At 71.0% G+C, this 25,181-nt stretch carries 20 protein-coding genes and 1 pseudogene; 13 read left to right on the top strand and 8 right to left on the bottom strand.

All coding sequences use genetic code 11. The features are described 5' to 3' along the window. Positions 1–20: 20 nt before the first annotated feature. From ACWFR1_RS01240 to ACWFR1_RS01230, 3 genes are all read right to left on the bottom strand, one after another. Positions 21–1,355 (bottom strand): M20/M25/M40 family metallo-hydrolase, encoded by a 1,335-nt coding sequence (locus tag ACWFR1_RS01240; protein ID WP_453545158.1) that lies wholly within the window; start codon positions 1,353–1,355, stop codon positions 21–23. After that, entirely contained in the window at positions 1,348–2,181 is an 834-nt protein-coding gene (locus ACWFR1_RS01235; RefSeq protein ID WP_453545156.1) for a M55 family metallopeptidase, read from the bottom strand. The genes ACWFR1_RS01240 and ACWFR1_RS01235 overlap by 8 nt, the downstream gene beginning before the upstream one ends. Positions 2,182–2,347: 166 nt before the next feature. Further along, positions 2,348–3,874: a hypothetical protein gene (locus ACWFR1_RS01230; RefSeq protein WP_453545155.1), complete on the bottom strand. Its 1,527-nt coding sequence runs from the start codon at positions 3,872–3,874 to the stop codon at positions 2,348–2,350. A gap of 186 nt (positions 3,875–4,060) precedes the next feature. Here ACWFR1_RS01230 and ACWFR1_RS01225 point away from each other — a divergent pair, with 186 nt between their 5' ends. Further along, positions 4,061–5,242, top strand: a complete 1,182-nt coding sequence (locus ACWFR1_RS01225; protein ID WP_453545153.1) for a hypothetical protein — start codon at positions 4,061–4,063, stop codon at positions 5,240–5,242. A gap of 10 nt (positions 5,243–5,252) precedes the next feature. Here ACWFR1_RS01225 and ACWFR1_RS01220 read toward each other — a convergent pair whose 3' ends face one another. Together ACWFR1_RS01220 and ACWFR1_RS01215 are read right to left on the bottom strand one after the other, a co-directional pair. After that, positions 5,253–7,799, bottom strand: coding sequence for an MFS transporter (locus tag ACWFR1_RS01220; RefSeq protein WP_453545399.1), 2,547 nt, complete (start codon positions 7,797–7,799; stop codon positions 5,253–5,255). Between the two features lie 264 nt (positions 7,800–8,063). After that, positions 8,064–8,507: an SRPBCC family protein gene (locus ACWFR1_RS01215; RefSeq protein ID WP_453545151.1), complete on the bottom strand. Its 444-nt coding sequence runs from the start codon at positions 8,505–8,507 to the stop codon at positions 8,064–8,066. Positions 8,508–8,697: 190 nt separating this feature from the next. On the opposite strand from ACWFR1_RS01215, the gene ACWFR1_RS01210 reads away from it, so the two are divergent. The 3 genes from ACWFR1_RS01210 to ACWFR1_RS01200 all read left to right on the top strand — a co-directional run bounded on the left by ACWFR1_RS01210 (position 8,698) and on the right by ACWFR1_RS01200 (position 12,160). Next, positions 8,698–9,729, top strand: a complete 1,032-nt coding sequence (locus tag ACWFR1_RS01210) for an Rv2578c family radical SAM protein (protein ID WP_453545149.1) — start codon at positions 8,698–8,700, stop codon at positions 9,727–9,729. Positions 9,730–9,915: 186 nt separating this feature from the next. Beyond that, positions 9,916–11,556, top strand: a complete 1,641-nt coding sequence (locus ACWFR1_RS01205; protein ID WP_453545147.1) for an alpha/beta fold hydrolase — start codon at positions 9,916–9,918, stop codon at positions 11,554–11,556. A gap of 145 nt (positions 11,557–11,701) precedes the next feature. Next, on the top strand, positions 11,702–12,160 hold the full coding sequence (locus tag ACWFR1_RS01200) for a RidA family protein (protein WP_453545145.1): 459 nt from the start codon (positions 11,702–11,704) through the stop codon (positions 12,158–12,160). Here the strand turns inward: ACWFR1_RS01200 and ACWFR1_RS01195 are convergent. Then, positions 12,157–12,759 carry a HEAT repeat domain-containing protein gene (locus ACWFR1_RS01195; RefSeq protein ID WP_453545143.1) on the bottom strand — a complete coding sequence of 201 codons (603 nt, stop codon included), beginning with the start codon at positions 12,757–12,759 and terminating at the stop codon, positions 12,157–12,159. The two genes, ACWFR1_RS01200 and ACWFR1_RS01195, sit on opposite strands and share 4 nt — an antisense overlap. Before the next feature lie 344 nt (positions 12,760–13,103). Here ACWFR1_RS01195 and ACWFR1_RS01190 point away from each other — a divergent pair, with 344 nt between their 5' ends. From ACWFR1_RS01190 to pssA, 9 genes are all read left to right on the top strand, one after another. Continuing rightward, positions 13,104–14,885 carry a 3-hydroxyacyl-CoA dehydrogenase family protein gene (locus tag ACWFR1_RS01190; RefSeq protein ID WP_453545141.1) on the top strand — a complete coding sequence of 594 codons (1,782 nt, stop codon included), beginning with the start codon at positions 13,104–13,106 and terminating at the stop codon, positions 14,883–14,885. 115 nt (positions 14,886–15,000) lie between these two features. Continuing rightward, positions 15,001–15,819, top strand: a complete 819-nt coding sequence (locus ACWFR1_RS01185) for a TetR family transcriptional regulator (RefSeq protein ID WP_453545139.1) — start codon at positions 15,001–15,003, stop codon at positions 15,817–15,819. 450 nt (positions 15,820–16,269) lie between these two features. Then, entirely contained in the window at positions 16,270–17,631 is a 1,362-nt protein-coding gene (gene ccrA / locus ACWFR1_RS01180) for a crotonyl-CoA carboxylase/reductase (RefSeq protein WP_453545137.1), read from the top strand. Between the two features lie 14 nt (positions 17,632–17,645). Then, entirely contained in the window at positions 17,646–19,682 is a 2,037-nt protein-coding gene (locus ACWFR1_RS01175; RefSeq protein WP_453545135.1) for a protein meaA, read from the top strand. Then, positions 19,679–20,644, top strand: coding sequence for an HpcH/HpaI aldolase/citrate lyase family protein (locus tag ACWFR1_RS01170; RefSeq protein WP_453545133.1), 966 nt, complete (start codon positions 19,679–19,681; stop codon positions 20,642–20,644). The genes ACWFR1_RS01175 and ACWFR1_RS01170 overlap by 4 nt, the downstream gene beginning before the upstream one ends. A gap of 5 nt (positions 20,645–20,649) precedes the next feature. Continuing rightward, the gene (locus tag ACWFR1_RS01165) at positions 20,650–21,174 is read left to right on the top strand and encodes a MaoC family dehydratase (RefSeq protein WP_453545131.1); all 525 of its coding nucleotides are present in this window, start codon (positions 20,650–20,652) and stop codon (positions 21,172–21,174) included. 2 nt (positions 21,175–21,176) lie between these two features. Then, positions 21,177–22,382: an acyl-CoA dehydrogenase family protein gene (locus ACWFR1_RS01160; protein ID WP_453545129.1), complete on the top strand. Its 1,206-nt coding sequence runs from the start codon at positions 21,177–21,179 to the stop codon at positions 22,380–22,382. A 169-nt stretch (positions 22,383–22,551) separates the two neighbouring features. Beyond that, complete coding sequence (locus tag ACWFR1_RS01155; protein WP_317600640.1) at positions 22,552–23,208, top strand: phosphatidylserine decarboxylase; 657 nt, start codon at positions 22,552–22,554, stop codon at positions 23,206–23,208. Beyond that, on the top strand, positions 23,201–24,067 hold the full coding sequence (gene pssA, locus ACWFR1_RS01150; protein ID WP_453545397.1) for a CDP-diacylglycerol--serine O-phosphatidyltransferase: 867 nt from the start codon (positions 23,201–23,203) through the stop codon (positions 24,065–24,067). The genes ACWFR1_RS01155 and pssA overlap by 8 nt, the downstream gene beginning before the upstream one ends. A 70-nt stretch (positions 24,068–24,137) precedes the next feature. Here the strand turns inward: pssA and ACWFR1_RS01145 are convergent, their stop codons facing one another. Together ACWFR1_RS01145 and ACWFR1_RS01140 are read right to left on the bottom strand one after the other, a co-directional pair. Continuing rightward, positions 24,138–24,653, bottom strand: a complete 516-nt coding sequence (locus tag ACWFR1_RS01145) for a GNAT family N-acetyltransferase (protein ID WP_453545395.1) — start codon at positions 24,651–24,653, stop codon at positions 24,138–24,140. Positions 24,654–24,725: 72 nt separating this feature from the next. Then, positions 24,726–25,148 (bottom strand): annotated as a pseudogene (locus ACWFR1_RS01140) (GNAT family N-acetyltransferase); the annotation flags it as partial. Positions 25,149–25,181 lie beyond the last annotated feature (33 nt).

Genomic DNA, 25,181 nt, shown 5'->3' with positions numbered 1-25,181 from the left:
CGACTCCCCCTGTCACGGTCTTACGCGGACTTCAGATAGTGGTCGAGCACCCGGACTCCGAAGTGCAGGGCGCCGACCGGGACGCGTTCGTCGACGCCGTGGAAGAGCGCCCCGTAGTCGAGCTCGGGCGGCAGCCTGAGCGGGGAGAAGCCGTAGCCGGTGATGCCGAGCCGGGAGAACTGCTTGGCGTCGGTGCCGCCGGACATGGTGAACGGCACCACGTGCCCGGCGGGGTCGAAGCGCTCGACGGCGGCCCGGAGTTTCGCGAAGGTCGGCGAGTCGACCGGGGCCTCCAGGGACACCTCCCGGTGGTGGAACTCCCACTCCACGTCGGGTCCGGTGAGCGCGTCCATGGTCGTGGCGAACTCCTCCTCGCAGCCGGGCAGGGTCCGTCCGTCGATGTACGCGACGGCCTGACCCGGGATGACGTTGACCTTGTAACCGGCCTTCAGCATCGTCGGGTTGGCGCTGTTGCGGACGGTCGGCGCGACGAGCGCGGCGGCGGGTCCGAGCTTGTCGAGGAGGAGGTCGACGTCGAGGTCGGGGGCGCTGGTGTCGATGTCGATGCCCTGGAGCGCGGCGAGTTCGGTGAGGCAGGCGCGGACGGTCGTGGTGAGGCGGACCGGCCAGGTGTGCGCGCCGATCCGGGCGACGGCGGAGGCGAGGCGCGTGACGGCGTTGGCCGTGTTCACCTTGGAGCCGTGCCCCGCCCGGCCGTGGGCCGTCAGCTTGAGCCAGGCGGTGCCCCGCTCTCCCGCCGCGATCGGGTAGAGGGTCGTGCCGGGCTGCGGATGGAAGCTGAACGCCCCGGACTCGCTGATGCCTTCCGTGCAGCCCTCGAAGAGCGCGGCGTGGCGGTCGGCCAGGAAGCCGGAGCCGTCGTCGGCGCTGGCCTCCTCGTCGGCGGTGTACGCGAGGACGATGTCGCGGCGCGGCCGGATGCCCTGCCGGGCCCAGGAGCGGACGACGGCCAGGACCATCGCGTCCATGTTCTTCATGTCGACGGCGCCGCGCCCCCACACGACACCGTCGCGGACCTCCCCGGAGAAGGGGTGCACGCTCCATTCGGCGGGGTCCGCGGGGACCACGTCGAGATGGCCGTGGACGAGGAGCGCGTCCGCCGAGGGGTCGGTGCCGGGGATGCGTGCCACGACGTTGGTGCGGCCGGGAGTCCGCTCCAGGAGGGTGGGTTCGACGCCGGCGGCGGCGAGCCGCTCGGCGACGTACTCGGCGGCGGGACGCTCACGGCAGTCGCCGTCGCCCCTGTTGGTGGTGTCGATACGGATGAGCTCGGAGGTGAAGGTGACCACCTCGTCGAGCGCCGTCGTGTCCGGGCCCCGGACCTCCTCAGCCATACTGCTCCTCCACCGCGGCCGAGACGATGGTCGTGACCGCCTTGAACGTGCGAATTGCCTCGTACATCGTCCCCCCCGTGTAGGAGACGCGCCGCTCGCCGCTCCGCGCCACGCCGGGAACCACCGTGGCGGCGGCCCCCAGGTGGTCGGCGTCGAACTCCAGCTCCACCGTGAACGGTCCCCCGCGGACCGGTTCGTACCGGACGGCGAGCGCGGTCGCGTCCTTCGCCGCCGCTCTGATGTCGGCGGCGGTCCTGGCGGGGGTGCGGCAGACCGCCGCGTACCGCGAGACGTGGTCCTTGACGGCGACCTTGCGGGCCTCCGGGGCGTACCCGAGGGCGTCCTCGCAGGTCAGGTCGTCGCCGGTGACGAGGACGACGGGGACGCCGTACTCCGCCACCACATGGGCGTTGAGCAGGCCCTCGCTCGCCCGCTCGCCGTTCAGCCAGACGCCGGTGATCGAGTTGGCGAGGTAGGTGTGCGCGAGGACCCCCTCGGTGCCGGCGCCCGTGTGGTAGCCGACGAAGGCGATGCCGTCGACGTCGCCGTGCTGCACGCCCTCGACCATGGAGAGGGACTTGTGCTTGCCGGTGAGCATCTCGCACCGCTCGTCGAGCCGCTCCAGGAGCAGGTTCCGCATGCTCCAGTGCGCCTCGTTGATGAGGACCTCGTCGGCGCCGCCGTCGAAGAAGCCCAGCACGGCCGCGTTCACGTCGGACGTGAACATCGAGCGGCAGCGCTCCCACTGGGGTGTACCGGGCAGCACGTCGGCGGGCCAGGTCACACCGGTCGCGCCCTCCATGTCGGCGCTGATGAGGATCTTCATGTCTGGCACCGTACGCGCCGCCCGGCGGCCCTACCACCCCTGTGGATAACCGCCGTTGGAGTGGACCAATGGCGGTCACCGGGACGGCGGTACGGGGCATCCGCGTGGTTCCGGATGCCCCGGGGCACAGCCCTCGGCCGGCGGCGCGGGGCGGCGCGTCGGCCCGTCAGGTCCGGCCCCCGCTCCCGCTCCCGCTCCGGTCGTTCTCCGCGCGCGCGACCTCGGCGTCGTACGCGGCGGCGCCGAAGCGGTACGCGGGGAGTTCCGCCAGTCGGCCAGGCATCCCCGGCCGCCGCCAGCCGTCCCAGACGACCTGGGCGTCCTCGCGGCGCACGGTGACGTACAGCGCGCCGCAGCAGCCCTCGGTGCACCAGGCCTCGGCGAGCCGCACCTCGCGGGGCTCGCTCGCGGCCCGCAGCATCCCTCGGTCGAGCAACCGCTCGGGCGGATCCCCGGGGCCCGGATCGAAGGCCTCGGGGACGAGGGGGCGGCCGTCGACCAGGAACCGCGTCTCGAAGACCTCCGGTTCGGCGGGGTCGCCCACGGCGACCTCGATCCTCAGCCGGGGTGTCCGGGAGGGCTCGCCCCCGGGAGCGGTACGGAGCTGCCGCGTCGTCCGCCGGATCCAGTCGGCGCGCCGCCGCCCCACCGGGTCGGCGGGCTTCTCCGCCGTTTCCCCCACCACCGCCAGAAGGGTGTCGAGGACGGCCTCGCGCCGCCCCGGCGGCCAGGCGAGGAGGTGGCCCGCGCCGCTGTGCAGATCGAGGGCGAGAGTGACCAGAGCGGCCCGGTGGTCGAGATCCCGGGGCAGCCGGTGGGCGTGGGCGGCCACCGTCTCGTACACGTCGACGGCCTCTTCGTATCGAAGGATCTCGGCCACGTAGTTCCGGCGACCGCTCATGCGGACCAGCAGGCGGAACGCCTGCGCGACCAGCCCGGGACAGTCGGGGTCCCGCCGGAGGAGCGCCGCGAGGCCGACGGCCTCGGCGACGCTCCGGGCGAGCTCGGGGCCGAGGCCCCCCGGCCCGGCCGGGACGTCCAGGAGCCGGTCGCGTACGGCCTCGCCGTCTCCTGAGGCGAGGGCCTCGACCAGTGCGCGCATCTCGGCCCACCGCGCGCGGTGGATCAACCGCGCGAACGCGGCGGCCCCCGGGTCCAGGGGCGTGAGCGTCGCGACGACCTGTCGGTCGAGCCCCTGGAGGAAGCAGAGGGCGCGGAGATACGGCAGGTCCTCGGCCTCGCCGAGCCGGGCGAGCAGCCCGAGGCCGGCGGACACGGCGACCGCGGTGGTCCCCTCGCGGGTCAGGAGGCGGCCGAGCGTCCTGACCCTGGCTCGATCCTGGGGCTCGTCGGGTGGGGGAAGGGCGGCGGCCACGGCGAAGACGGTCCGGGCGCGGATCCCGGCCGCGGCGAAGCCCCGGTGGGCCTCGGCGGCCACCCGCCCCGCGTCCGGGTCGGCGAACAGCGCGTCGAGGACGTCGGTGACCGCGGTCCGGACCTCACGATGGGTGCGGCCCGCCCGTCGTGTCCGCGCTGGATACGCGGTGCGGGGCAGGGGATGCCCGCCCTCGGGCGGGGGCGCACCGGGTTCGGCGCGCCGCAGGTCCCGTGCGTAGGCGAAGAGGGAGGGGGCGGAGGAGGAAGGGACGGAGAGGGAAGGGGCAAGCGTCGAACAATCGTGCGGGGCGCTCACCGCGCGGGGTGGAGCTCGATTCCGTAGGTCATGGGAGCATGCTGCCCTCCGGGCCGCCCGACCGCCATCGAAATGATCGAAACAACAGGCGCCTCAACGATGGCTCGAATAGGGCGAAATATCGTCAACGTGTGCGTATAGGCTGTCGGCCGCAGTTGTCGTACCCGACCTTCCGGAGAGCTCTCGGTGACCATCGCCATCACCCCGTCCGACACATCCGCCGAAGAGCACGAGGCCGCCCCCGTGGCGATCTCGGAGCCCGAGTTCTGGGTTCCGTCGGCCCCGGAGCCGGAGGCCCCGGAGGAGTACGCCTCCGAGGGCTCCGAAGGCTCCGAGCCCGAGCAGGAGGCCGAGGAGGCCGAGTCGGCCGACGCGCACGACCCCGTCGTCGTCCGTGACGCCCAGGACTTCGGGATCTACGCGCGGACCGGCGGCTGGGCGTTCGCGCTCAAGGTCGCGCGGAGCGTGCGCCCCGGCGGCCAGCCCGCCGAGGGCACGGCCGCCGCGAAGGTCTCGGCGAAGGCCTTCGCCGCGCTCGCGGGATGCTCGCCCGACCGTGTCATGCGCTACTACAAGGCCTGGGACATGGCGGCCGACGACGGCCTGGTCCCGCAGTTCGAGGTCCTGGTGCCCGGCGAGGACGTCGAGCTGCCCGACGCGGACGTCTGGCTCTCGTACTACACCTCCCGCAACAGCGCGTCCTCCGTGCGCGGCCAGGCGATCAGCGCCGCGGCCGAGGCGGAGGGCATCCGGCCGACGAAGGCCCTGGAGGTCGCCGAGAACCCCACGGCGCTGCGCGCGGCGATCCTCGCCGACCCCGGGACGGCGGAGGCCGCGCGCGGCGCGCTGCTCGACCGGATGAAGGAGGACCCGGCCCTCCAGACGGAGATGGCCCGTGCCATCGCCCGCACCGACGACCTGAAGAAGGCGGTGGCGAGCGAGGCGAAGGCCGCCGACCGCATCGGGTACGTGCGCCAGATCGTCGAGAACGGCCAGATCAAGACCCCGGCCGGGCAGACGGTGGAGGCGCCGGCCGAGCTGCGCGCCGAGGCCGAGCGGCACCTGTCGCTCATCGACGAGCTCGACGACTCCGAGGAGGCGGGCGAGTGGGCCGGTGAGGCGTACGACGCGGTGAAGGGTCTGGTCGCCAGGGCGGTCGAGGAGGATCCGGCGCTGCGCGTCCAGGAGCGGCGGACGAAGTTCTACAACAGCCTGCAGAAGGCGACGAAGGTCTTCGAGGAGCTGACGCTGGACGAGGTGATGGAGGAGGACATCTACGAGGCCGACATGCTCCAGCGCCTCGAAGCCCTCCAGGAGGCGATCGGCACCTGCATCAGCGCGCTGCGCAAGGCGTCGACCACCCCCTGAGGGCGGCCGGTCAGTCCTGGTGGCCGAGCTGGAGGTCGCGCTCGGTGCGGCCCCCGCCGGCCATCTGGAGGACGGTCGCGACGGGCGGGTAGCCGGCGGCGATGACCGTGTACTCGCCGGAGGACAGGTCCACGAAGCGGAAGGTGCCGTCGGCCCCGGTGGTGAGGGTGTCCATGACGTTGCCGGCGGCGTCGAGGAGGGTGACGCGGGCGTCCTCGACGGGGCGCCCGCCCCCGGCCCGAACCGTGCCGCGCAGCACCGCGCCGCCGGCCAGCTCGATGTCCTGGCGCGTCTCGCGGGAGGACTGGACGCTCACCGGGAGCGCGGCGGGCCGGAAGGCGGGGGCGCTGGCGGCGAGCGTGTACTCGCCGGCGACCAGTTCGGTGATGACGTACCCGCCCTCGCGTCCGCTGCGGGTCGAGGCGACGACCTCGCCGCGTACGTCGGTGAGGGTGACGGCGGCGTCCCGTACGGGCGTGCCGTCGGCGGTGAGGACGCTGCCCGCGAGCCGCCCGGCGCCGCCGAGGACGACGTCGAGCTCCACGGGCCGGTCGCCGACGGTGACGGAGACGGCCTGGGGCTGGTGTCCGCCGGCCGCCGCGATGAGGACGTAGGCACCCCGGTCGGGCACGCTCAGCGCGTACCGCCCGTCCTCGCCGCTCGCGCCGCGCCCGACCTGGCGGCCCTGGACGTCGATGAGGGTGAGGGCGGCCCGGGGGACGCGGCTGCCGTCGTGGTGCTGGACGGTGCCGCAGACGGGGACGCCGGAGTGGGCAGGCCCCCCAGGAGCAGGAGAAGGGGCGGGGGCGGCGTGCCGGGCGTGCGGGATCGCCTGGGTGCCGCCGAAGTCGGGGGCCTCGGTGGCCTCGGTGAGCGGGCTGTGGTGGGACACCAGCGGTTTCTCCTTGAGGAAGAAGGCGAGGACGAGGCCGAGCACGAGGACCGGCACCAGGTAGAGGAAGATGCGCGGCATCGCGTCCGCGTACGCCTGGATGTAGGCGTCGCGCAGGGCGGGCGGCAGCATGTGCACCGACTGCGGGGTGATCGACTCGGCCGGCGGCAGGGCCGCGCCGGGGCCCGCCTGGGACGTCACTCCGGCAAGCCGGTCGCCGAGGGCGTCGTCGAGCCGTGAGGCGAAGAGGGTGCCGAAGATCGCCGCGCCGACGCTGCCGCCGATCTGGCGGAAGTAGTTGTGGGCACTGGTGGCGGTGCCGAGGTCGGAGGGGCGTACGGAGTTCTGCACGGCGAGCACGAGCACCGGCATGACGAGGCCGATCCCGGTGCCGAGGACGGCCTGCCAGAGGCTGTGCTGGAGGCGCGGGGTCTCGGTGTCCATGCGGGAGAGCAGCCACATGCCGAGGACGGAGACGGCGCCGCCGAGCACCGGGTAGATCTTGTAGTGGCCGGTGCGGCTGATGAGCTGGCCGGAGACGATGGACGCGGCGACGATCCCGCCCATGAGCGGCAGCATCAGGAGGCCGGACTCGGTGGCGGTGGCGCCCTCGACCATCTGCAGGAAGCTGGGGAGGTAGCTGGCGGCGCCGAAGAGCGCGATGCCGACGACGGCTCCGACGAGGGCGGTGACGGTGAAGACGGAGTCGCGGAAGAGCCTGAGCGGGATGAGGGGTTCGGGCGCGACGTGCTCGACGACGAGGAAGAGCAGGGTCGTTCCGGCGGCTCCGCAGGCGAGGGCGAGGACGACCCGGGAGTCCCAGGCGTACTCGGTCCCGCCCCAACTGGTCAGCAGGACCAGGCAGGTGGAGGCCGCGGCGAGGAGCAGCGCGCCGAGGACGTCGAAGCGCCCGCGCGCCGTGGGCTTGGGCAGCTTGAGGACGACGGCGACGACGGCGAGGGTGACGAGCCCGAAGGGCACGTTGAAGTAGAAGCACCAGCGCCAGGAGACGTGGTCGGTGAAGAAGCCGCCGAGGAGGGGTCCGGCGACGGAGGCGAGGCCGAAGGCGGCGCCGATCAGGCCCATGTACCTACCGCGTTCCCGGGCGGGGACGATGTCGGCGATGATCGCCTGGACGCCGATCATCAGGCCTCCGGCGCCGGCGCCCTGGAGCGCGCGGAAGGCGATGAGTTCGTCCATGGAACGGGACCAGCCGGCGAGACCGGAGCCGATGACGAAGACGACGATGGCGAAGAGGAAGACGCTCTTGCGGCCGAGGAGGTCGCCGAGCTTCCCGTAGATCGGCAGGCCGATGGTGGAGGTCAGCAGATAGGCGGTGATGGCCCAGGACATCCGGTCCAGGCCCTGGAGTTCGCCGACGATCTTCGGCAGGGCGGTGGCCACGATCATCTGCTCGAGCGCGGCGAGGAGCAGCGCGAGCATGAGGCCGCAGAAGACGAGCCGGACACGGCGGGGGTCGAGGGAGGCGGCTCCGGGGTCGGGCGGGGGCGCGAGGCCCGGTGGCGGTCCGCCCGCGTCGGGCCGCTCCGCGCCGGCGCCGCCCGCGCGAGCCTCGGCATCCGTGTCGCCCGAGGCACCCGTGGTGCCGTTCGCGCCCCCCGTGTCCGCCGCCGCGCCCTCCGCGTCCTCCGCGGACTTCACCATCGCGATCGCACCCACGTACCTGCTCCCCTCGACACGGCGTCTGCGCCGCGCCATTCTTCGCATTGGGTGCGAAGCGGGAGCAAGTCGGGCGGTATGCACGGCCGGTGGCGGTCAGGGGCGTCCAGGGTGGTGAACGGCCCGGCGGTACGGCGCACTTGGGGCGCTCATCTGCGCGTTTACGAGGAAGCCCGCACCCCCTCGGTGCGCGGGGGCTCCGGTACGGGGGCGCGGGCGAACCACTCGAATCGGTGAACGCCCAGGGCGTTACTTCTCGACCTCGTCGGCCAGCTTGGCGAGGAGGGCGTCGTAGATCCGGCCGAGGCCCTTGGGCGCGAAGGTCCTCTCGAAGAAGCCTCCGATGCCACTGGCGCCGTCCCAGACGGAGGTGACTACGGCGCGCGACTTGCCCTCGCCGGCCGGGGTCACGACCCAGGTGGTGACCATCGAGGAGTTGCGGTCCTTCTCGACGAGCTGGCCGTCGACGGGCTCGGTGACCTCCAGAAGGCAGTCACGGACGCGCTTGCTGGTCGCCTGGAGCTTCCAGTGCACGAGGGTGCCCTCGCCGTCGCCGCCCTCGCGGACCTCGTACTCGCTGAAGTGCTCGGGGAGCACCTTCGCGCGCGTGCCGCTGTAGTCCGCCAGCGCGTCGAACACCGTCTCCGCGTCCGCGGCGATGATCCGTTCCGTCGTGGCCTCGACCTGCGCCATTGACTGCCTCCAGCTTGTGGTTCCTCGGGGGTGTGGGCCAAGCGAACCACGCGGGCTCCGGGGCGCGAAATCCGGGTTGCGGTGATCAAGGGAACAGGTGTTCTATTCTTGGCGCAGGGCCGAGTCAGAGCCACGTCGACGCGGGGGCCTCGCGGAACCTCGTCGACGCCGAGATACCGAGGAGCCGTCCGTGCGCTGGGACAATCTGAGCGACAGACCGACCGCTCCCGCCGACCTCGGCCTGTTCGGCACGGACGCGGTGACGACGCGGACGTTCGACACCCCGGAGTTCCGCGGCATCACCTTCCACGAGGTGCGCGCCCGCTCGATCCTCAACCGGGTGCCCGGGGCCTCGCGGATGCCGTTCGAGTGGACGGTCAACCCCTACCGGGGCTGCACGCACGCGTGCGTGTACTGCTTCGCCCGCAAGACCCACAGCTATCTGGACCTCGACACCGGGCTCGGCTTCGACTCCCAGATCGTCGTCAAGATCAACGCCCCGGAACTGCTGGCGCGCCAGCTCGCCTCCGCCCGCTGGCAGGGCGCCCACATCGCGATGGGCACCAACGTCGACTGCTACCAGCGCGCGGAGGGCCGCTACCGCCTGATGCCGGGCATCCTCACCGCCCTGCGCGACCGGGCGAACCCCTTCTCGATCCTCACCAAGGGCACCCTGATCCTGCGTGACCTGGAGCTCCTCACCCAGGCCGCCCGGGTCACCGAGGTCGGCATCTCCGTCTCCGTCGGATTCACCGACCAGGAGCTGTGGCGGACGATCGAACCCGGCACCCCGTCCCCCGAGCGCCGCCTCGACGTGGTCCGCACCCTCGGCGAGCACGGCATCGACTGCGGGGTCCTGATGGCCCCTGTCGTCCCCTTCCTCGGCGACCGTCCCGAACAGCTGCGCGCGACGGTCCGCGCGATCGCGGAGGCCGGGGCGAGTTCGGTCACCCCGCTCGTCCTGCACCTGCGGCCGGGCGCGCGCGAGTGGTTCATGCAGTGGCTGCGACAGCACCATCCCGGCCTGGTACGGCGGTACGAGCGGATGTACGCGGACGGGGCCTACGCGCCGACCTGGTACCAGCGCCGGATCACCCGTCAGGTCCACGAACTGGCCGCCGAGTTCGGCATCGGCCCCACCGACCGGGGCACGGCGCGCCGGACACCCGTACCGGAGGAGCCCGCACTCGCGGCCGCCCCCGAGCAGCTCACGCTCCTCTGATCAGGCCCCCTCATCACGCGCCTCTGACCACGCTCCCCTGGCCACGCCACCCTGATCGCGCTCCCCTGATCATCTTTCTCCGATCATCGGACCGGTTCACCTGACACGCCGTCGGATCGTCCTCTGTTCGGGTCAACTCTCGGCGAAACAGGTCCTTCCACGGCCCGTTCGGGGCACGGACGCCCCATGACCCCACGCGCAGGAATGCTGATCGCCGCAGGAGCGCTGGTCGCCGGGACGGTCACCGTCCTGCCCGCCACTCCCGCAGGCGCCGGAGAACCGACCCCCCGGCCGTTCCCCCGGCTCGCCTGGACCGGCTGCGCCACCCAGGCGTACCCGAAGCTCCAGTGCGCCACCCTGAAGGTGCCGCTCAACCACGACGACCCGGCCGGTCGGAGCATCACGCTCGCCCTCACCCGGGTCCCGCACACCGCGAAGACCTTCCAGGGGCCACTGCTCGTGAACCCGGGCGGGCCCGGCGGCAGCGGGCGCACCATGGCCGGGTACGTGGCCGCCTCGCTGCCCCCGAAGGTCGCCGCCGAGTACGACGTGATCGGCTTCGACCCGCGCGGGGTCGGCAGGAGCGAACCCGCGCTCGACTGCCGGCCGGGTCACTTCGCGCCGGTCCGCCCCGACTCCGTACCGCGCGGCGCCGACGCGGAGAAGGAGGCGGTCGAGCGCGCCCAGGCCTTCGCCGAGGCCTGCGGCGACAAGTACGCCGACGTGCTGCCGTACATCGACACCGTCAGCACCGCCCGGGACCTCGACGAGATCCGCGACGCGCTCGACGCGCCCAAGATCAACTACCTCGGCTACTCGTACGGCACCTACCTGGGCGCCGTCTACGCGCGCCTGTACCCGGACCGGGTGCGGCGCATGGCGTTCGACTCCGTCGTCAATCCGCACGGGGTCTGGTACGAGGACAACATCGCGCAGGACTACGCCTTCGACACCCGCCACAAGGACTTCATGGCCTGGGTGGCCCGGCAGAACGCGGTGTACGAGCTGGGCACGGACCCGGCGGCGGTCGAGGCCGCCTGGTACCGGATGCGTGACGCGCTGCGCGACGCCCCGGCCGGCGGGAAGGTCGGTCCGGGCGAGCTGGAGGACACCTTCCTGCCCGGCGGGTACTACAACGGCTACTGGCCGCGTCTCGCGAGCGCCTTCTCCTCGTACGTCAACGACGGCGACGCGGCGCCGCTGACGGAGGCGTACGAGAAGTACGGAGAGGCCGACTCCTCCGCCGACAACGGCTACTCGGTCTACACGAGCGTGCAGTGCCGGGACGCGGCCTGGCCCCGGGACTGGAACGTCTGGCGCAAGGACAGCTGGGACGTCCACGCCAAGGCGCCCTTCTCGACCTGGAACAACGCCTGGTACAACGCGCCCTGCGCCTTCTGGCCCGTGCCGGGCCTGACCCCGCCGGACGTCACCAACGACCAGCTGCCGCCGACCCTCATCCTCCAGGCGACGGAGGACGCGGCGACCCCGTACGAGGGCGGCACGGCCCTGCACCGGCTGGTGCGCGGCTCCAGCCTGGTCGTCGAGGAGGGCGGCGGGAACCACGGGGTGACGCTCGGCGGCAACGACTGCCTGGACGACCACCTGGCCGCCTATCTCGCCACCGGCGAGGTGCCGCGCGGCGAGGACGGGTCCGAGGTCGACGCGGTCTGCGAGGCGCTCCCGGAGCCGGAGCCCGAGCCGATGGCCCCGGCCGGGAAGAAGAAGACGCAGAAGAAGGCGGAGAAGTCGGGCAAGCGGGTCGGCGCGCTGCGGCCGGAGGCGACCGGCGTCACCCTGCACGGGCTCCTCGGCCACGTCCGCTGACGACGGCCCCCGCACGCTCCCCCACCCACCCGCCGGCCCACCGGCACCCCACCGGCGACCCGCCGGCCCTCCGGAATCCCGCCCGACAGTGCCCGCGCCCCCAGGGGCGCGGGCACTGTCAGTGGCGTGCGCGAGGATGTGGGGCATGACGAACCACCTGACCCACGTCCCCGCGCCCGACGGCCTCGCGCCCAGCCCCCAGTGCAGCCACGTCGTCTGGGGGACGGGACGGTTCGTCGCGATATCCGGGCAGTGCGCGCTGGACGCCTCCGGCGCGGTGGTCGGGGAGGGTGACGCGGTGGCCCAGGCCCACCAGGTCTTCGCCAACCTGGAGCGCTGTCTCGCCGCCGCCGGCGCGGGTTTCACGGACGTGGTGAAGCTGACCTACTTCGTCACGGACGTGGCCCACCTCCCGGCGGTGCGGGACGCCCGGGACGCGCACTTCGCGGGGGTTCCGCTCCCGGCCAGCTCCGCGGTGCAGGTGTCGGCACTGGTCCGGCCGGAACTCCTCGTGGAGATCGAGGCCTTCGCCCTCGTCCCCGAGAACGAGAACGAGAACGAGAACGAGAACGGCGGGTCCAGGGCGGAGCTCCGCCTGCTCTAACCCTGCGAACGGAGCCGCGTCAGTGAGTCCTCGGCCGCACGGCCGAGCCGGGGGTGCGGGAGCGCGGCCTCCAGGGCCGGGCGGGCCCGGGGGTCGCCGAGGGCACCGAGCCCCTCGACGCAGGCGAGCCCGACCCGCCAGTGGGGGTCGTCGGCCGGAAGGCGTCGGCCGAGGACGGTGATCAGGGCCGGTACGGACTCGGGGGCGCGGAGTTCGGCGAGCAGTCGGACCGGCAGGAGGGCGTAGGCGACGCGGAGTTCGTTGGTGGCGAGGGCGGCGGCCGCGCGGGCGGTCCGCGGGTCGCCGAGCCGGACCAGGGCGTGGGCGGCGGTGACGCAGCGCTCGGGGTCGCGGTGGTTGAGGAGGAGGACCAGCGCCTCGAAGGAGCGCGGGTCGCCCGTGAGTCCGAGCTTGAAGGCGGCGATCTCGCGGGCCCAGAGCGGCTGTCCGGGTGCGGTGAGGACCTGGTGGAGTTCCTCCGGGTCGTCGGTTCCGGCGAGTTCTCCGAATGCCGCAGGGACTTCTCCGGTGTCATTCTCGATCTCGTCCCGCAATCGATCGATCATCGAGCAGAATTCCGGATCCTCGGCGCTTTCCATGAAAGCGAGCCTATCCGCGATCCAGATCACACTTTCTCAACTTGCCGGGACTGGCGCGCTCGTTACCGGCCGGTTAGTCTCAGGTGAGCGGGTCACCCCCCGCACTCCTCACAACAACCTGGTGACGCAGTTGTTGTGAGTGTTTCGTCGGTTCGGCAGTTTCGACGCGGCTCCGGGACAGAGTCCGTCGGCATCTTTTCCAGGGCATCGCCCTGCCAGGGCATCGCCTCCCTTCCAAAGCATCGCCTTCTTTCCAGGGCCTCGCCCTTCGTGCTTTCCCGCGCCCTTTCGCTCTCGCGCGCGCACTGCCCTCAGTCGTCACTCTTCCTCCCTGGAGTCCCCTGATGGACACCCCTCTCTCCACCATCGCCGTCGTCGGTCTCGGCACCATGGGCACCGGCATCGCCGACGTCCTCGCCCGGGCCGGCCGTGAGGTCATCGGCATCGACATCGACGACATCGCCGCCGCCCGGGCCGTCGCCGCCCTGGAGGCCTCCACCGCCCGCGCCGTGGCCCGCGAGCGGATCACGGAGGAGGAGCGGCAGGACGTCCTGGCCCGCTTCCGCACCTTCTCCGACCTCCAGGCGGCCGCCGAGGCCGACCTCGTGATCGAGGTCGTGCCCGAGTCGTACGAGGCGAAGCAGGAGGTCTTCCGGGCGCTCGACGGGATCGTCCGGCCCGACGCGATCCTCGCGACCGGCACCAACGCGCTCTCCGTCACCCGGCTCGCCGCCGACTCGGCCCACCCCGAGCGGGTGCTGGGCCTGCACTTCTTCGCCCCCGTGCAGGCGATGAAGCTGGTCGAGGTGGTCTCCTCGGTGCTGACCGACCCGCGGGCCGTCGACGCCGTCACCCGGCTCGCGCAGGACCTCGGCAAGGAGCCGGTGGCCGTCGGCGACCGGGCCGGTTTCATCGCGGACGGGCTGCTCTTCGGCTATCTGAACCAGGCCGCCGCCATGTACGAGGCCAAGTACGCCTCCCGCGAGGACATCGACGCGGCGATGCAGCTGGGCTGCGGACTGCCGATGGGCCCGCTGGCGCTGCTCGACCTGATCGGCGTCGACACGGCCCGTACGGTCCTCGAGGCGATGTACGCGTCCTCGCACGACCGGCTGCACGCCCCCGCCCCCATCCTCAAGCAGCTGAGCGAGGCGGGTCTGACCGGCCGCAAGTCGGGCCGCGGCTTCTACACCTACGAGGCGCCGGGCTCCGCCGAGGTCGTGCGGGACGCGCTCACCCCGCTGACCTCCGCCGAGGCCGGTACCGGTCGCGAGGTCCGTTCGGTCGGCGTCGCCGGCTCGGGCACCATGGCCTCCGGCATCGCCGAGGTCTTCGCCAAGGCCGGGTACGAGGTCGTCCTGGCGGCCCGCTCCCAGGAGAAGGCGGACACGGCCAAGGCCCGGATCGCCAAGTCCCTGGCCCGCTCCGTCGACAAGGGCCGGATGACCGGCGAGGCGCGGGACACGACGCTCGCCCTGATCACCGCGGCAGGGACGCTCGACGCGTTCGCCGAGGTCGACCTGGCCGTCGAGGCGGTCGCCGAGGACCTGGAGATCAAGCAGGAGCTGTTCGCGCGGCTCGACAAGATCTGCAAGCCGGGCGCGGTGCTCGCGACCACGACCTCCTCGCTTCCCGTCGTGGCCTGCGCCCGGGCCACCTCGCGCCCGCAGGACGTCATCGGGATGCACTTCTTCAACCCGGCGCCGGCGATGAAGCTGGTCGAGATCGTCCGTACGGTCCTGACGGCCGACGACGTCCACGCCACGGTCCGCGAGGTCACCACGAAGATCCGCAAGCACCCGGTGGACTGCGGCGACCGCGCCGGCTTCATCGTGAACGCGCTGCTCTTCCCTTACCTGAACAACGCGATCAAGATGGTCCAGGAGCACTACGCGACCCTCGACGACATCGACGCCGCGATGAAGCTGGGCGGCGGCTACCCGATGGGCCCGTTCGAGCTGCTCGACGTGGTCGGTCTGGACGTCTCGCTCGCGATCGAGCAGGTGCTGCACCGCGAGTTCCGCGACCCGGGCCTCGCCCCGGCCCCGCTCCTGGAGCACCTGGTGGCGGCCGGCTGCCTCGGCCGCAAGACGGGACGCGGCTTCCGCGAATATGCCCGCCGCTGAGCCGCCCACGGCGGGCTGGGGCGGCCTGCTGAGCTCCCCGGGCACCTCCGGTGCCCCGGGGGGCTCCCCGCCCCCACCTGGGCACACTCCCACTCCGATGCAGTACGTTCGGACCATGCCCAAGGCCGCGAAGACACCCCGTGCCACGTCCACGTCCGACGCTCCGGAGAGCGCGGCGGGCACCCGTGCCGCCGCCCAGCGGCTCAAGATGCGCCGGGAGCTGGCGACGGCGGCGATGGAGCTCTTCGCCACCAAGGGGTACGAGGCGACGACCGTCGACGAGATCGCGGCCACGGCCGGGGTCGCACGGCGGACCTTCTTCCGCCACTTCCGCTCCAAGGAAGAGGCGATCTTCCCGGACCACGACGACACGCTGGTGCGGGCGGAGGCGGTGCTGAACGCCGCTCCGCCGCACGAGCACCCGCTCGACACCGTGTGCCGGGGCATCAAGGAAGTCATGAAGATGTACGCGGGCTCGCCCGCGGTCTCCGTGGAGCGCTATCGGCTGACCCGTGAGGTGCCGACCCTGCGGGAGCGCGAGATCGCCTCGGTGGCCCGCTACGAGCGGCTGTTCACCCGCTATCTCCTCGGCCACTTCGACGAGCGCGACCACCACGACGGCAACGACGACCCGCTGCTCGCGGAGGTGGCCGCCTCCGCGGTCGTCACCGCGCACAACCACGTCCTGCGCCGCTGGCTGCGGGCGGGCGGCCAGGGCGACGTGGAGACCCAGCTCGACCACGCCTTCGCGATCGTCCGGGAGACCTTCGGCACGGGCATAGGCGCGGGCCGCCCGGCCCCCTCTCAGCAGGCCGAGCAGGCGCCGGCCGTCAGGGCCTCCACCACCGGCGACGTGGTGGTCGCCGTGGCCCGTACGGACGCTCCGCTCGACGAGGTCATGCGCACGATCCAGCAGGCGCTCAAGAAGCCCTGAGGGAAACCCCGAGCACACCCCTAGGAGCCCCTAGGAGCCCTTGAGGACCCCTCCAGACCTCTTCACGACGATGGCCGCCCCCGGTTTCCGGGGGCGGCCGTCTTCGTATCGTCCCAGTTCAGGACGCATTTCGATCGATCATCGCTCATCCGTGACGGGCAGATTGCATCTGAGTGAAATTGTTGGCACGCAGTGCCTTGTGTAGTGGCACGGCGTGTCATACGTTGATGTTGTCCGGGCGGCCGGCGAGCAGAGAACACCTCGTTCGCCGGCTGTCCCCACAAGCCGACGGCTCGTGCGCCCGGACGCCTGCGTCACAGGCACCCTCGCGCCACCAGCGCCGCGCCACCGCACACCGAGCCGAACCGACGGCACACCTCCACAGCACCAGCACTCCCCGCCGCAACCCTCAGGCGTCCTCCCTCGGACGCTCACCGCCGGAGGCAACCCGTGAAGGAAATCCTGGACGCGATCCAGTCGCAGGCTGTGACATCAAGCGGCTCCGCCGCGGTCACGTCCGCCGACTTCGCGAACATCTCGCTCCCCGAGTCGTACCGGGCCGTCACCGTCCACAAGGACGAGACGGAGATGTTCGCCGGCCTCGCCAGCCGCGACAAGGACCCGCGCAAGTCGCTGCACCTCGACGACGTGCCCCTGCCCGAGCTCGGGCCGGGCGAGGCACTCGTCGCCGTCATGGCCAGCTCGGTCAACTACAACTCGGTCTGGACCTCGATCTTCGAGCCCGTGTCGACCTTCGGCTTCCTGGAGCGCTACGGCCGCCTCAGCGACCTCAGCAAGCGCCACGACCTGCCGTACCACGTCATCGGCTCCGACCTCGCGGGCGTCGTGCTGCGCACCGGCCCCGGCGTGAACTCGTGGAAGCCCGGCGACGAGGTCGTCGCCCACTGCCTCTCGGTCGAGCTGGAGTCCTCCGACGGCCACAACGACACGATGCTCGACCCCGAGCAGCGCATCTGGGGCTTCGAGACCAACTTCGGCGGCCTGGCCGAGATCGCCCTCGTCAAGTCGAACCAGCTGATGCCGAAGCCCGGCCACCTGAGCTGGGAGGAGGCCGCCTCCCCCGGTCTCGTGAACTCCACCGCGTACCGCCAGCTGGTCTCCCGCAACGGCGCCGGCATGAAGCAGGGCGACAACGTCCTCATCTGGGGCGCGAGCGGCGGCCTCGGCTCGTACGCCACGCAGTTCGCCCTGGCCGGCGGCGCCAACCCGATCTGTGTCGTCTCCTCCCCCGAGAAGGCCGACATCTGCCGGGCGATGGGCGCCGACGCGGTCATCGACCGCAACGCCGAGGGCTACAAGTTCTGGAAGGACGAGCACACCCAGGACCCGAAGGAGTGGAAGCGCTTCGGATCCAAGATCCGTGAGCTGACCGGCGGCGAGGACATCGACATCGTCTTCGAGCACCCGGGCCGCGAGACCTTCGGCGCCTCCGTGTACGTCACCCGCAAGGGCGGCACGATCACCACCTGCGCCTCGACCTCGGGCTACATGCACGAGTACGACAACCGCTACCTGTGGATGTCGCTGAAGCGGATCATCGGCTCGCACTTCGCGAACTACCGCGAGGCGTGGGAGGCAAACCGCCTGATCGCCAAGGGCAAGATCCACCCGACGCTCTCCAAGGTCTACTCCCTGGAGGACACCGGCCAGGCCGCCTACGACGTCCACCGCAACCTCCACCAGGGCAAGGTCGGCGTCCTCGCGCTCGCGCCGCAGGAGGGCCTGGGCGTCAGCAACCCGGAACTGCGCGAGAAGCACATCGACGCCATCAACCGTTTCCGTAACATCTGAGCCCGGGACCATAGATGACTGAGCGCCAGAAGGACCGGCCGTGGCTCATGCGGACCTACGCCGGTCACTCGACCGCCGAGGCGTCCAACGAGCTGTACCGACGCAACCTCGCCAAGGGTCAGACCGGCCTCTCGGTCGCGTTCGACCTGCCGACGCAGACGGGCTACGACCCCGACCACATCCTCGCCCGCGGCGAGGTCGGCCGGGTCGGCGTCCCCGTCTCGCACCTCGGTGACATGCGGCGGCTGTTCCAGGACATCCCCCTGGAGCAGATGAACACCTCGATGACCATCAACGCCACGGCGATGTGGCTCCTGGCGCTCTACCAGGTGGCCGCCGAGGAGCAGGGTGCGGACATCACCCAGCTCCAGGGCACCACCCAGAACGACATCGTGAAGGAGTACCTGTCGCGCGGGACGCACGTCTTCCCGCCCGGCCCCTCCCTCCGCCTCACGACGGACATGATCGCGTACACGGTCAACAACATCCCCAAGTGGAACCCGATCAACATCTGCAGCTACCACCTGCAGGAGGCGGGGGCCACTCCGGTCCAGGAGATCTCGTACGCGATGGCCACCGCGATCGCGGTGCTCGACTCGGTCCGCGACTCCGGGCAGGTCCCGGAGGACCGCTTCGGCGAGGTCGTCGCCCGTATCTCCTTCTTCGTGAACGCGGGCGTCCGCTTCATCGAGGAGATGTGCAAGATGCGCGCCTTCGGCCGCATCTGGGACAAGATCACCCGCGAGCGGTACGGCATCGAGAACGAGAAGCAGCGCCGGTTCCGCTACGGCGTGCAGGTCAACTCGCTCGGCCTGACCGAGGCCCAGCCGGAGAACAACGTCCAGCGGATCGTCCTGGAGATGCTGGCCGTCACGCTCTCCAAGGACGCCCGCGCCCGGGCCGTGCAGCTGCCCGCCTGGAACGAGGCGCTGGGCCTGCCCCGGCCCTGGGACCAGCAGTGGTCGCTCCGTATCCAGCAGGTCCTCGCCCACGAGTCCGACCTGCTCGAGTACGAGGACATCTTCGCCGGCTCGCACGTCATCGAGGCCAAGGTCGAGTCGCTCGTCGGCGAGTGCCTGGCCGAGATCGAGCGGATCCAGGAGATGGGCGGCGCGATGGCCGCCGTCGAGTCCGGCTACCTCAAGTCGCAGCTCGTCTCCTCGCACGCCGAGCGGCGCGCCCGGATCGAGTCCGGCGACGAGAAGATCATCGGCGTGAACATCTTCCAGTCGACGGAGGAGAACCCCCTCACCGCCGACCTCGACACCGCGATCATGACGGTCGACCCCGCGGTCGAGGCGCGGGTCGTCGGCTCGCTGAAGACCTGGCGGGACAACCGCTACCAGCCGCCGTTCAACCACCCGCGCCCCTGCAAGGCCCTCGAACGCCTCAAGGAGGCCGCCAAGGGCACCGGCAACCTCATGGAGGCCACCCTCGAGTGCGCCCGCGCCGGCGTCACGACCGGCGAGTGGACCGAGGCCCTGCGCGAGGTCTTCGGCGAGTTCCGGGCGCCCACCGGCGTCTCCTCCGCCCCGGTCGCGGTGACGGCAGAGGCGGGCACGCCGCTGGCCGCCGTACGGGAGAAGGTGGCGCGGACCGCCGAGGAGCTCGGCTCCGGGCGGCTGCGGCTGCTCGTCGGCAAGCCGGGTCTGGACGGGCACTCCAACGGGGCCGAGCAGATCGCCGTCCGGGCGCGTGACGCCGGCTTCGAGGTGGTCTACCAGGGCATCCGGCTGACCCCCGAGCAGATCGTCAACGCGGCCCTCGCCGAGGACGTGCACTGCGTGGGCCTGTCGATCCTCTCCGGCTCGCACGCCGAGCTGGTCCCGGACGTCCTCGACCGCCTCCGTGAGGCGGGCGCGACCGACGTCCCGGTCATCGTCGGCGGGATCATCCCGAACGCCGACGCCGCAGATCTGAAGCGCGCGGGTGTCGCCGCCGTCTTCACACCGAAGGACTTCGGTATCACGGAGATCATCGGCCGTATCGTCGACGAGATCCGGAAAGCTCAGAAGCTCAGCCCCCTTGAAAGTACGGAGGTCCTCGCATGACCAGCCCCGTGAACCGTCTGCGTCCGCGCCGCTCCTGCCTCGCGGTCCCCGGCTCCAACCCGCGCTTCCTGGAGAAGGCCCAGGGCCTCGCCGCGGACCAGGTCTTCCTCGACCTGGAGGACGCCTGCGCGCCGCTGGCCAAGCCCGAGGCACGCCACACCATCGTGAAGTTCCTCAACGAGGGCGACTGGACCGGCAAGACCCGGGTCGTGCGCGTCAACGACTGGACGACCCACTGGACGTACCGGGACGTCGTCACGGTCGTCGAGGGCGCCGGCCAGAACCTCGACTGCATCATGCTGCCGAAGGTGCAGGACGCCCAGCAGATCGTCGCCCTCGACCTGCTGCTCACGCAGATCGAGAAGACCATGGGCTTCGAGGTCGGCAAGATCGGCATCGAGGCGCAGATCGAGAACGCCCAGGGCCTCACCAACGTCAACGCGATCGCGCAGGCCTCCCAGCGTGTCGAGACGATCATCTTCGGCCCGGCCGACTTCATGGCCTCCATCAACATGAAGTCGCTGGTCGTGGGCGAGCAGCCGCCGGGCTACCCGGCGGACGCGTACCACCACATCCTGATGAGCATCCTGATGGCCGCCCGCGCCAACAACCTCCAGGCGATCGACGGCCCCTACCTCCAGATCCGCAACCCGGAGGGCTACAAGGCCGTCGCGCGGCGCGCCGCCGCCCTCGGCTTCGACGGCAAGTGGGTGCTGCACCCGGACCAGGTCGCCGCCGCGAACGAGATCTTCTCGCCCGCGCAGGAGGACTTCGACCACGCCGAGCTGATCCTCGACGCGTACGACTACTACACGTCCGAGGCCGGCGGGAAGAAGGGCTCCGCGATGCTCGGCGACGAGATGATCGACGAGGCCTCCCGCAAGATGGCCCTGGTCATCTCCGGCAAGGGCCGCGCCGCCGGCATGCAGCGCACCACCAAGTTCGAGATCCCGGAGGCCTGAGTCCGATGCAGTTCGGCCGTACCTACGAAGAGTTCGAGATCGGTGCCGTCTACAAGCACTGGCCCGGAAAGACGGTCACCGAGTACGACGACCATCTCTTCTGTCTGCTGACGATGAACCACCATCCGCTGCACATGGATGTGAATTACGCCGAGAACACGACGGATTTCGGTAAGAACGTCGTCGTCGGCAACTACATCTACTCGCTGCTGCTCGGCATGTCCGTGCCGGACGTCTCCGGCAAGGCGATCGCCAACCTGGAGATCGAGTCGCTGCGGCACGTGGCGCCGACCTTCCACGGCGACACGATCTACGGCGAGACGACGGTCCTCGACAAGACCCCGTCGAGGTCGAAGAACGACCGCGGCATCGTCTACGTCGAGACCAAGGGCTACAAGCAGGACGGCACCCTCGTGTGCGTCTTCCGCCGCAAGGTCATGGTCCCCACCGAGACGTACATCAAGGAGCGCGGCGGCGAGCAGCCCGGCCGCCCCGAGCTGATCGAGCCCGCCAAGAAGACGGAGAAGTAGCCATGGCCCGACTCGCCCAGACCGCCGGGCTCACGGACGTCCAGCAGGAGATCCTGAAGACCGTCCGGGAGTTCGTCGACAAGGAGATCATCCCGGTCGCGACCGAGCTGGAGCACCGCGACGAGTACCCGCAGGAGATCGTCGACGGGCTCAAGGAGCTCGGCCTCTTCGGCCTCATGATCCCCGAGGAGTACGGCGGTCTCGGTGAGTCGCTCCTCACCTACGCGCTGTGCGTGGAGGAGATCGCGCGCGGCTGGATGTCGGTCTCCGGCATCATCAACACGCACTTCATCGTCGCGTACATGCTGAAGCAGCACGGCACCCAGGAGCAGAAGGACTACTTCCTTCCGCGGATGGCGGCCGGCGAGACGCGCGGCGCCTTCTCGATGTCGGAGCCGGGCCTCGGCTCGGACGTGTCGGCCATCACCTCGAAGGCGGTGAAGGACGGCGACGAGTACGTCCTCAACGGCCAGAAGATGTGGCTGACGAACGGCGGTACGTCAACGCTGGTCGCCGTTCTCGTCCGAAGTGACGAAGGACACCCGGAGGGCACCGCCCCCCACAAGTCGATGACGACCTTCCTCGTCGAGAAGGAGCCCGGCTTCGGAGAGGTCCGACCCGGCCTCACCATTCCCGGGAAGATCGACAAGATGGGTTACAAGGGCGTCGACACGACCGAACTCATCATGGACGGACTGCGCATTCCGGCCAATCGGGTCCTCGGCGGCACGACGGGCCGAGGGTTTTACCAAATGATGGACGGCGTGGAAGTCGGCCGCGTGAACGTGGCGGCCCGTGGTTGCGGCGTCGCGCAGCGTGCTTTCGAACTGGGTGTCTCATATGCCCAGCAACGTCACACTTTCGGCAAGGCGATCGCGGAACACCAGGCGATTCAGTTCAAGCTCGCCGAGATGGCTACCAAGGTCGAGGCCGCTCATGCCATGATGGTGAACGCAGCACGCAAAAAGGACTCCGGGGAACGAAACGACCTCGAAGCAGGGATGGCGAAGTACCTCGCCTCCGAATACTGCAAGGAGGTCGTGGAGGATGCCTTCCGCATTCACGGCGGCTACGGGTTCTCGAAGGAGTACGAGATCGAGCGTCTCTACCGCGAGGCGCCGATGCTGCTCATCGGTGAAGGTACCGCCGAGATCCAGAAAATGATCATTGGTCGTCGGCTGCTCGAGGAGTACCGATTCCAGGGTTGATTGTCGCGTTTGAGTCGATTCGGCCGCGAAGAAGATCACACCCTGTGTTCGTCTTCCGGCCGTCGACTCGGTTCCTGGCTTGCCCAGTTGCGCCCCGCAACCGATAGCATCGCCGGAAAGCCGCCGTCCCCCGTTGCCAGTGCGGCATCATCCGCTACGAAGGTCATCCATGCCCCACAGCCAAACCTCTGCACACCGCGACAGCCTCTCGGGCGTACGCCTCGCGCGCGGAGCATCGCCGTGGCTTCTGCCGACCGTCGCCACCGCGGCGCTCTCCCTCTTGCGCGCGCGCAAGTCGAGGCGTGCCGCGGCCATCGCCGTGCCCACCACCGCTCTCGCGGCGGGCATGCTGTGGTTCTTCCGCGACCCCGAGCGCGAGATCGCGCAGGGCCGGGTCATCTCCCCCGCCGACGGTGTGGTGCAGAGCATCATGCCGTGGAAGGACGGACGGACCCGGGTCGCCATCTTCATGAGCCCGCTGAACGTCCACGTCAACCGCGCGCCGCTGGCCGGCACGGTGACGTCCGTGGAACACATCCCCGGCGGGTTCGTCCCGGCGTTCAACAAGGAGAGCGAGAACAACGAGCGCGTTGTCTGGCACTTCGACACCGAGCTCGGCGACATCGAGATGGTGCAGATCGCGGGTGCCGTGGCACGACGCATCGTGCCGTACATCCCGCAGGGGACGAAGGTCGAGCAGGGTGACCGGATCGGCCTGATCCGCTTCGGCTCGCGTGTCGACATCTACCTCCCGGAGGGTGTCGAGGTCGCCGTCGAGGTCGGCCAGGCCACGACCGCGGGGGTGACTCGCATTGACCGTGATTGATCCCGACACACGGGCTGCCGGCTGGGCTGCCGAAGCCGAGGCGGAGGCGGCCGAAGCGGCCGAGGAGATGCCGCTGTCGTTGAGGCTGTCCATAGCGGACGCCCTCACGCTCGGTAACGCCACGTGTGGCTTCATGGCGGTCTACTTCACGACGACCGGCATCCTGATCCCTCACCTCACCGGCAGCACGGAGACCGGCATGGCGCGCAACAGCGCCGCCACGGCCGTGATCCTCATGCTGGCAGCGGCGATCTTCGACCTCTTCGACGGCATCGTGGCGCGCAAGCTCCGCAGCTCGCCGATGGGCGCCGAGCTCGACAACCTCTCGGACCTGATCAGCTTCGGTCTGGCCCCGGCCTACTTCGTCCTCGTGTACGGGATGGTCGCGGACGACGCGCAGCAGAAGGTCTCGGCGGTGGCCGCGATCGTGGTGCTGCTCGCCGTGGTGCTGAGGCTCGCGAGATTCTCGTGCGTGACGATGAAGGACGGCATGTTCCAGGGCATGCCGAGCCCCTTCGGCGCGCTGACGGTCGTCTCGATCGTTCTCCTTGAGCTGCCGTTCATCCCGACGCTCCTCGCGATCATCGGGGTGGCCTGGCTGATGGTGAGCCGGGTCGAGTACCCCAAGCCGCGGGGTGTCCTCGCGGTGGCGATGCTCGGCTGGATCGTCGGTGCGATGGGCATGCTGGCGGCCTGGGCGTTCGACGCCCCGGGCGGGGCGTTCCTGCTCCAGACCGGCTGCGCGCTCCAGGTGGTGATGGGCGCCGTGATCCCCCTCTTCGCGACGGCCCGCCGGGTGAACACCTTCCGCGGCAACCGCCGTGAGAGCCGCGAGGCGCGTGCCGCGCAGCTGCGGTAGCGGATCGAGTGGTACGTGAAGGGCCCCGGGAGGCGACCAGCCTCCCGGGGCCCTTTCGTGTGCCCGGGGGTCAGCCGAGGCGCTTGTAGTACAGCGTGGTGGCGCACAGGGCGCCGGCCGGGTCCGCGGCGAAGTCCGGGATCGTTCCCGCGGCGGTCCAGCCCGCTCCCCGGTAGAGGCGCTCGGCCGGGCTGTCGGTCTGGGTGTCCAGGACGAGCAGGCTCAGGCCGGTGGCAGCGGCGTGGGCCTCGGCCGTGGCGAGCAGCCGGCGGCCGAGGCCGCGGCCCCTGGCGGAGCCGTGCACGAGGAGCCGGGCGATCTCGCCGCGGTGACGGCCGTTGTCCGTGCCGGTACGGACGAGGGTGACGACACCGGTCAGGCTCCCGTCCGGGGCGTGGGCGGCCCACACGTCTCGTACGCCCGCCTCGGTCTCCTCGGCGACGCCCGACCACCAGGCGGCCGCTCTGGCCGTCTCCAGGGGCGCCAGGAAGCCGACGGAGGCCCCGCCGTCGACGGCGTCCACGAGGAGCGCGGCGAGACCGGCGGGGGCGTGGATCCGTACGGCGTCGGGGGTGAGGCGCTCGATGACGTCAGGGGCGGCGAGCGGCTTCTCCAGGCAGACCAGGTCCGGCCGCTCGTCCCAGGAGGCGACGGGCGCGAAACCGAGGCTCCGGTAGAGGGCGAGCGGCTCCGCCCGCCAGGCCCAGACCGTGAGGCGTACGGCGGGTGCCCCGGAGGCGGCGGCCCGGCGCAGGGCCTCCGCCATGAGCGCCTTCGCGAGGCCCTTCCGCCGGGCCTCGGGCGCGACCCAGAGCCGCTTGATCTCGGGCGCGCGGCCCTCGCGGGGCGCCTTGAGGACGACACACCCCGACGGGGCGTCGGCCCCGGGCGCGGTGACGAGCAGGACGGTGTCGGCGGCGAAGGCGGCGGCCGGGTCCTCGGCCTCTCCCCGGTATACGGCCGGGAGCTCGGCGACCGTCTCCACGGCCGTCCCCTTCTCGGCCTGGTTGACCAGATGGTAGGCGGCCAGCAGGTCGCGGAGGCGCGGGTGGGAACGGTTCTCCTCGATACGTGCAGTCATGGGCCAGAGCTTCACACCGCGATGTTTCGGGGA

The organism is Streptomyces sp. NPDC055103 (assembly GCF_053607625.1).
Note: the sequence above shows the minus strand (reverse complement) of the source record. Positions and strands in the feature narration are given on the sequence as shown.

Coding starts and splice junctions, on each gene's coding strand:
- ACWFR1_RS01215 (WP_453545151.1), bottom strand. CDS start 8,507: ATGGCGCAGGTCGAGGCCACGACGGAACGGATCATCGCCGCGGACGCG.
- ACWFR1_RS01185 (WP_453545139.1), top strand. CDS start 15,001: ATGCCCAAGGCCGCGAAGACACCCCGTGCCACGTCCACGTCCGACGCT.
- ACWFR1_RS01220 (WP_453545399.1), bottom strand. CDS start 7,799: ATGGTGAAGTCCGCGGAGGACGCGGAGGGCGCGGCGGCGGACACGGGG.
- ACWFR1_RS01170 (WP_453545133.1), top strand. CDS start 19,679: ATGACCAGCCCCGTGAACCGTCTGCGTCCGCGCCGCTCCTGCCTCGCG.
- ACWFR1_RS01190 (WP_453545141.1), top strand. CDS start 13,104: ATGGACACCCCTCTCTCCACCATCGCCGTCGTCGGTCTCGGCACCATG.
- ACWFR1_RS01165 (WP_453545131.1), top strand. CDS start 20,650: ATGCAGTTCGGCCGTACCTACGAAGAGTTCGAGATCGGTGCCGTCTAC.
- ACWFR1_RS01200 (WP_453545145.1), top strand. CDS start 11,702: ATGACGAACCACCTGACCCACGTCCCCGCGCCCGACGGCCTCGCGCCC.
- ACWFR1_RS01205 (WP_453545147.1), top strand. CDS start 9,916: ATGACCCCACGCGCAGGAATGCTGATCGCCGCAGGAGCGCTGGTCGCC.
- ACWFR1_RS01235 (WP_453545156.1), bottom strand. CDS start 2,181: ATGAAGATCCTCATCAGCGCCGACATGGAGGGCGCGACCGGTGTGACC.
- ACWFR1_RS01155 (WP_317600640.1), top strand. CDS start 22,552: ATGCCCCACAGCCAAACCTCTGCACACCGCGACAGCCTCTCGGGCGTA.
- ACWFR1_RS01160 (WP_453545129.1), top strand. CDS start 21,177: ATGGCCCGACTCGCCCAGACCGCCGGGCTCACGGACGTCCAGCAGGAG.
- ACWFR1_RS01195 (WP_453545143.1), bottom strand. CDS start 12,759: ATGGAAAGCGCCGAGGATCCGGAATTCTGCTCGATGATCGATCGATTG.
- ACWFR1_RS01175 (WP_453545135.1), top strand. CDS start 17,646: ATGACTGAGCGCCAGAAGGACCGGCCGTGGCTCATGCGGACCTACGCC.
- ACWFR1_RS01240 (WP_453545158.1), bottom strand. CDS start 1,355: ATGGCTGAGGAGGTCCGGGGCCCGGACACGACGGCGCTCGACGAGGTG.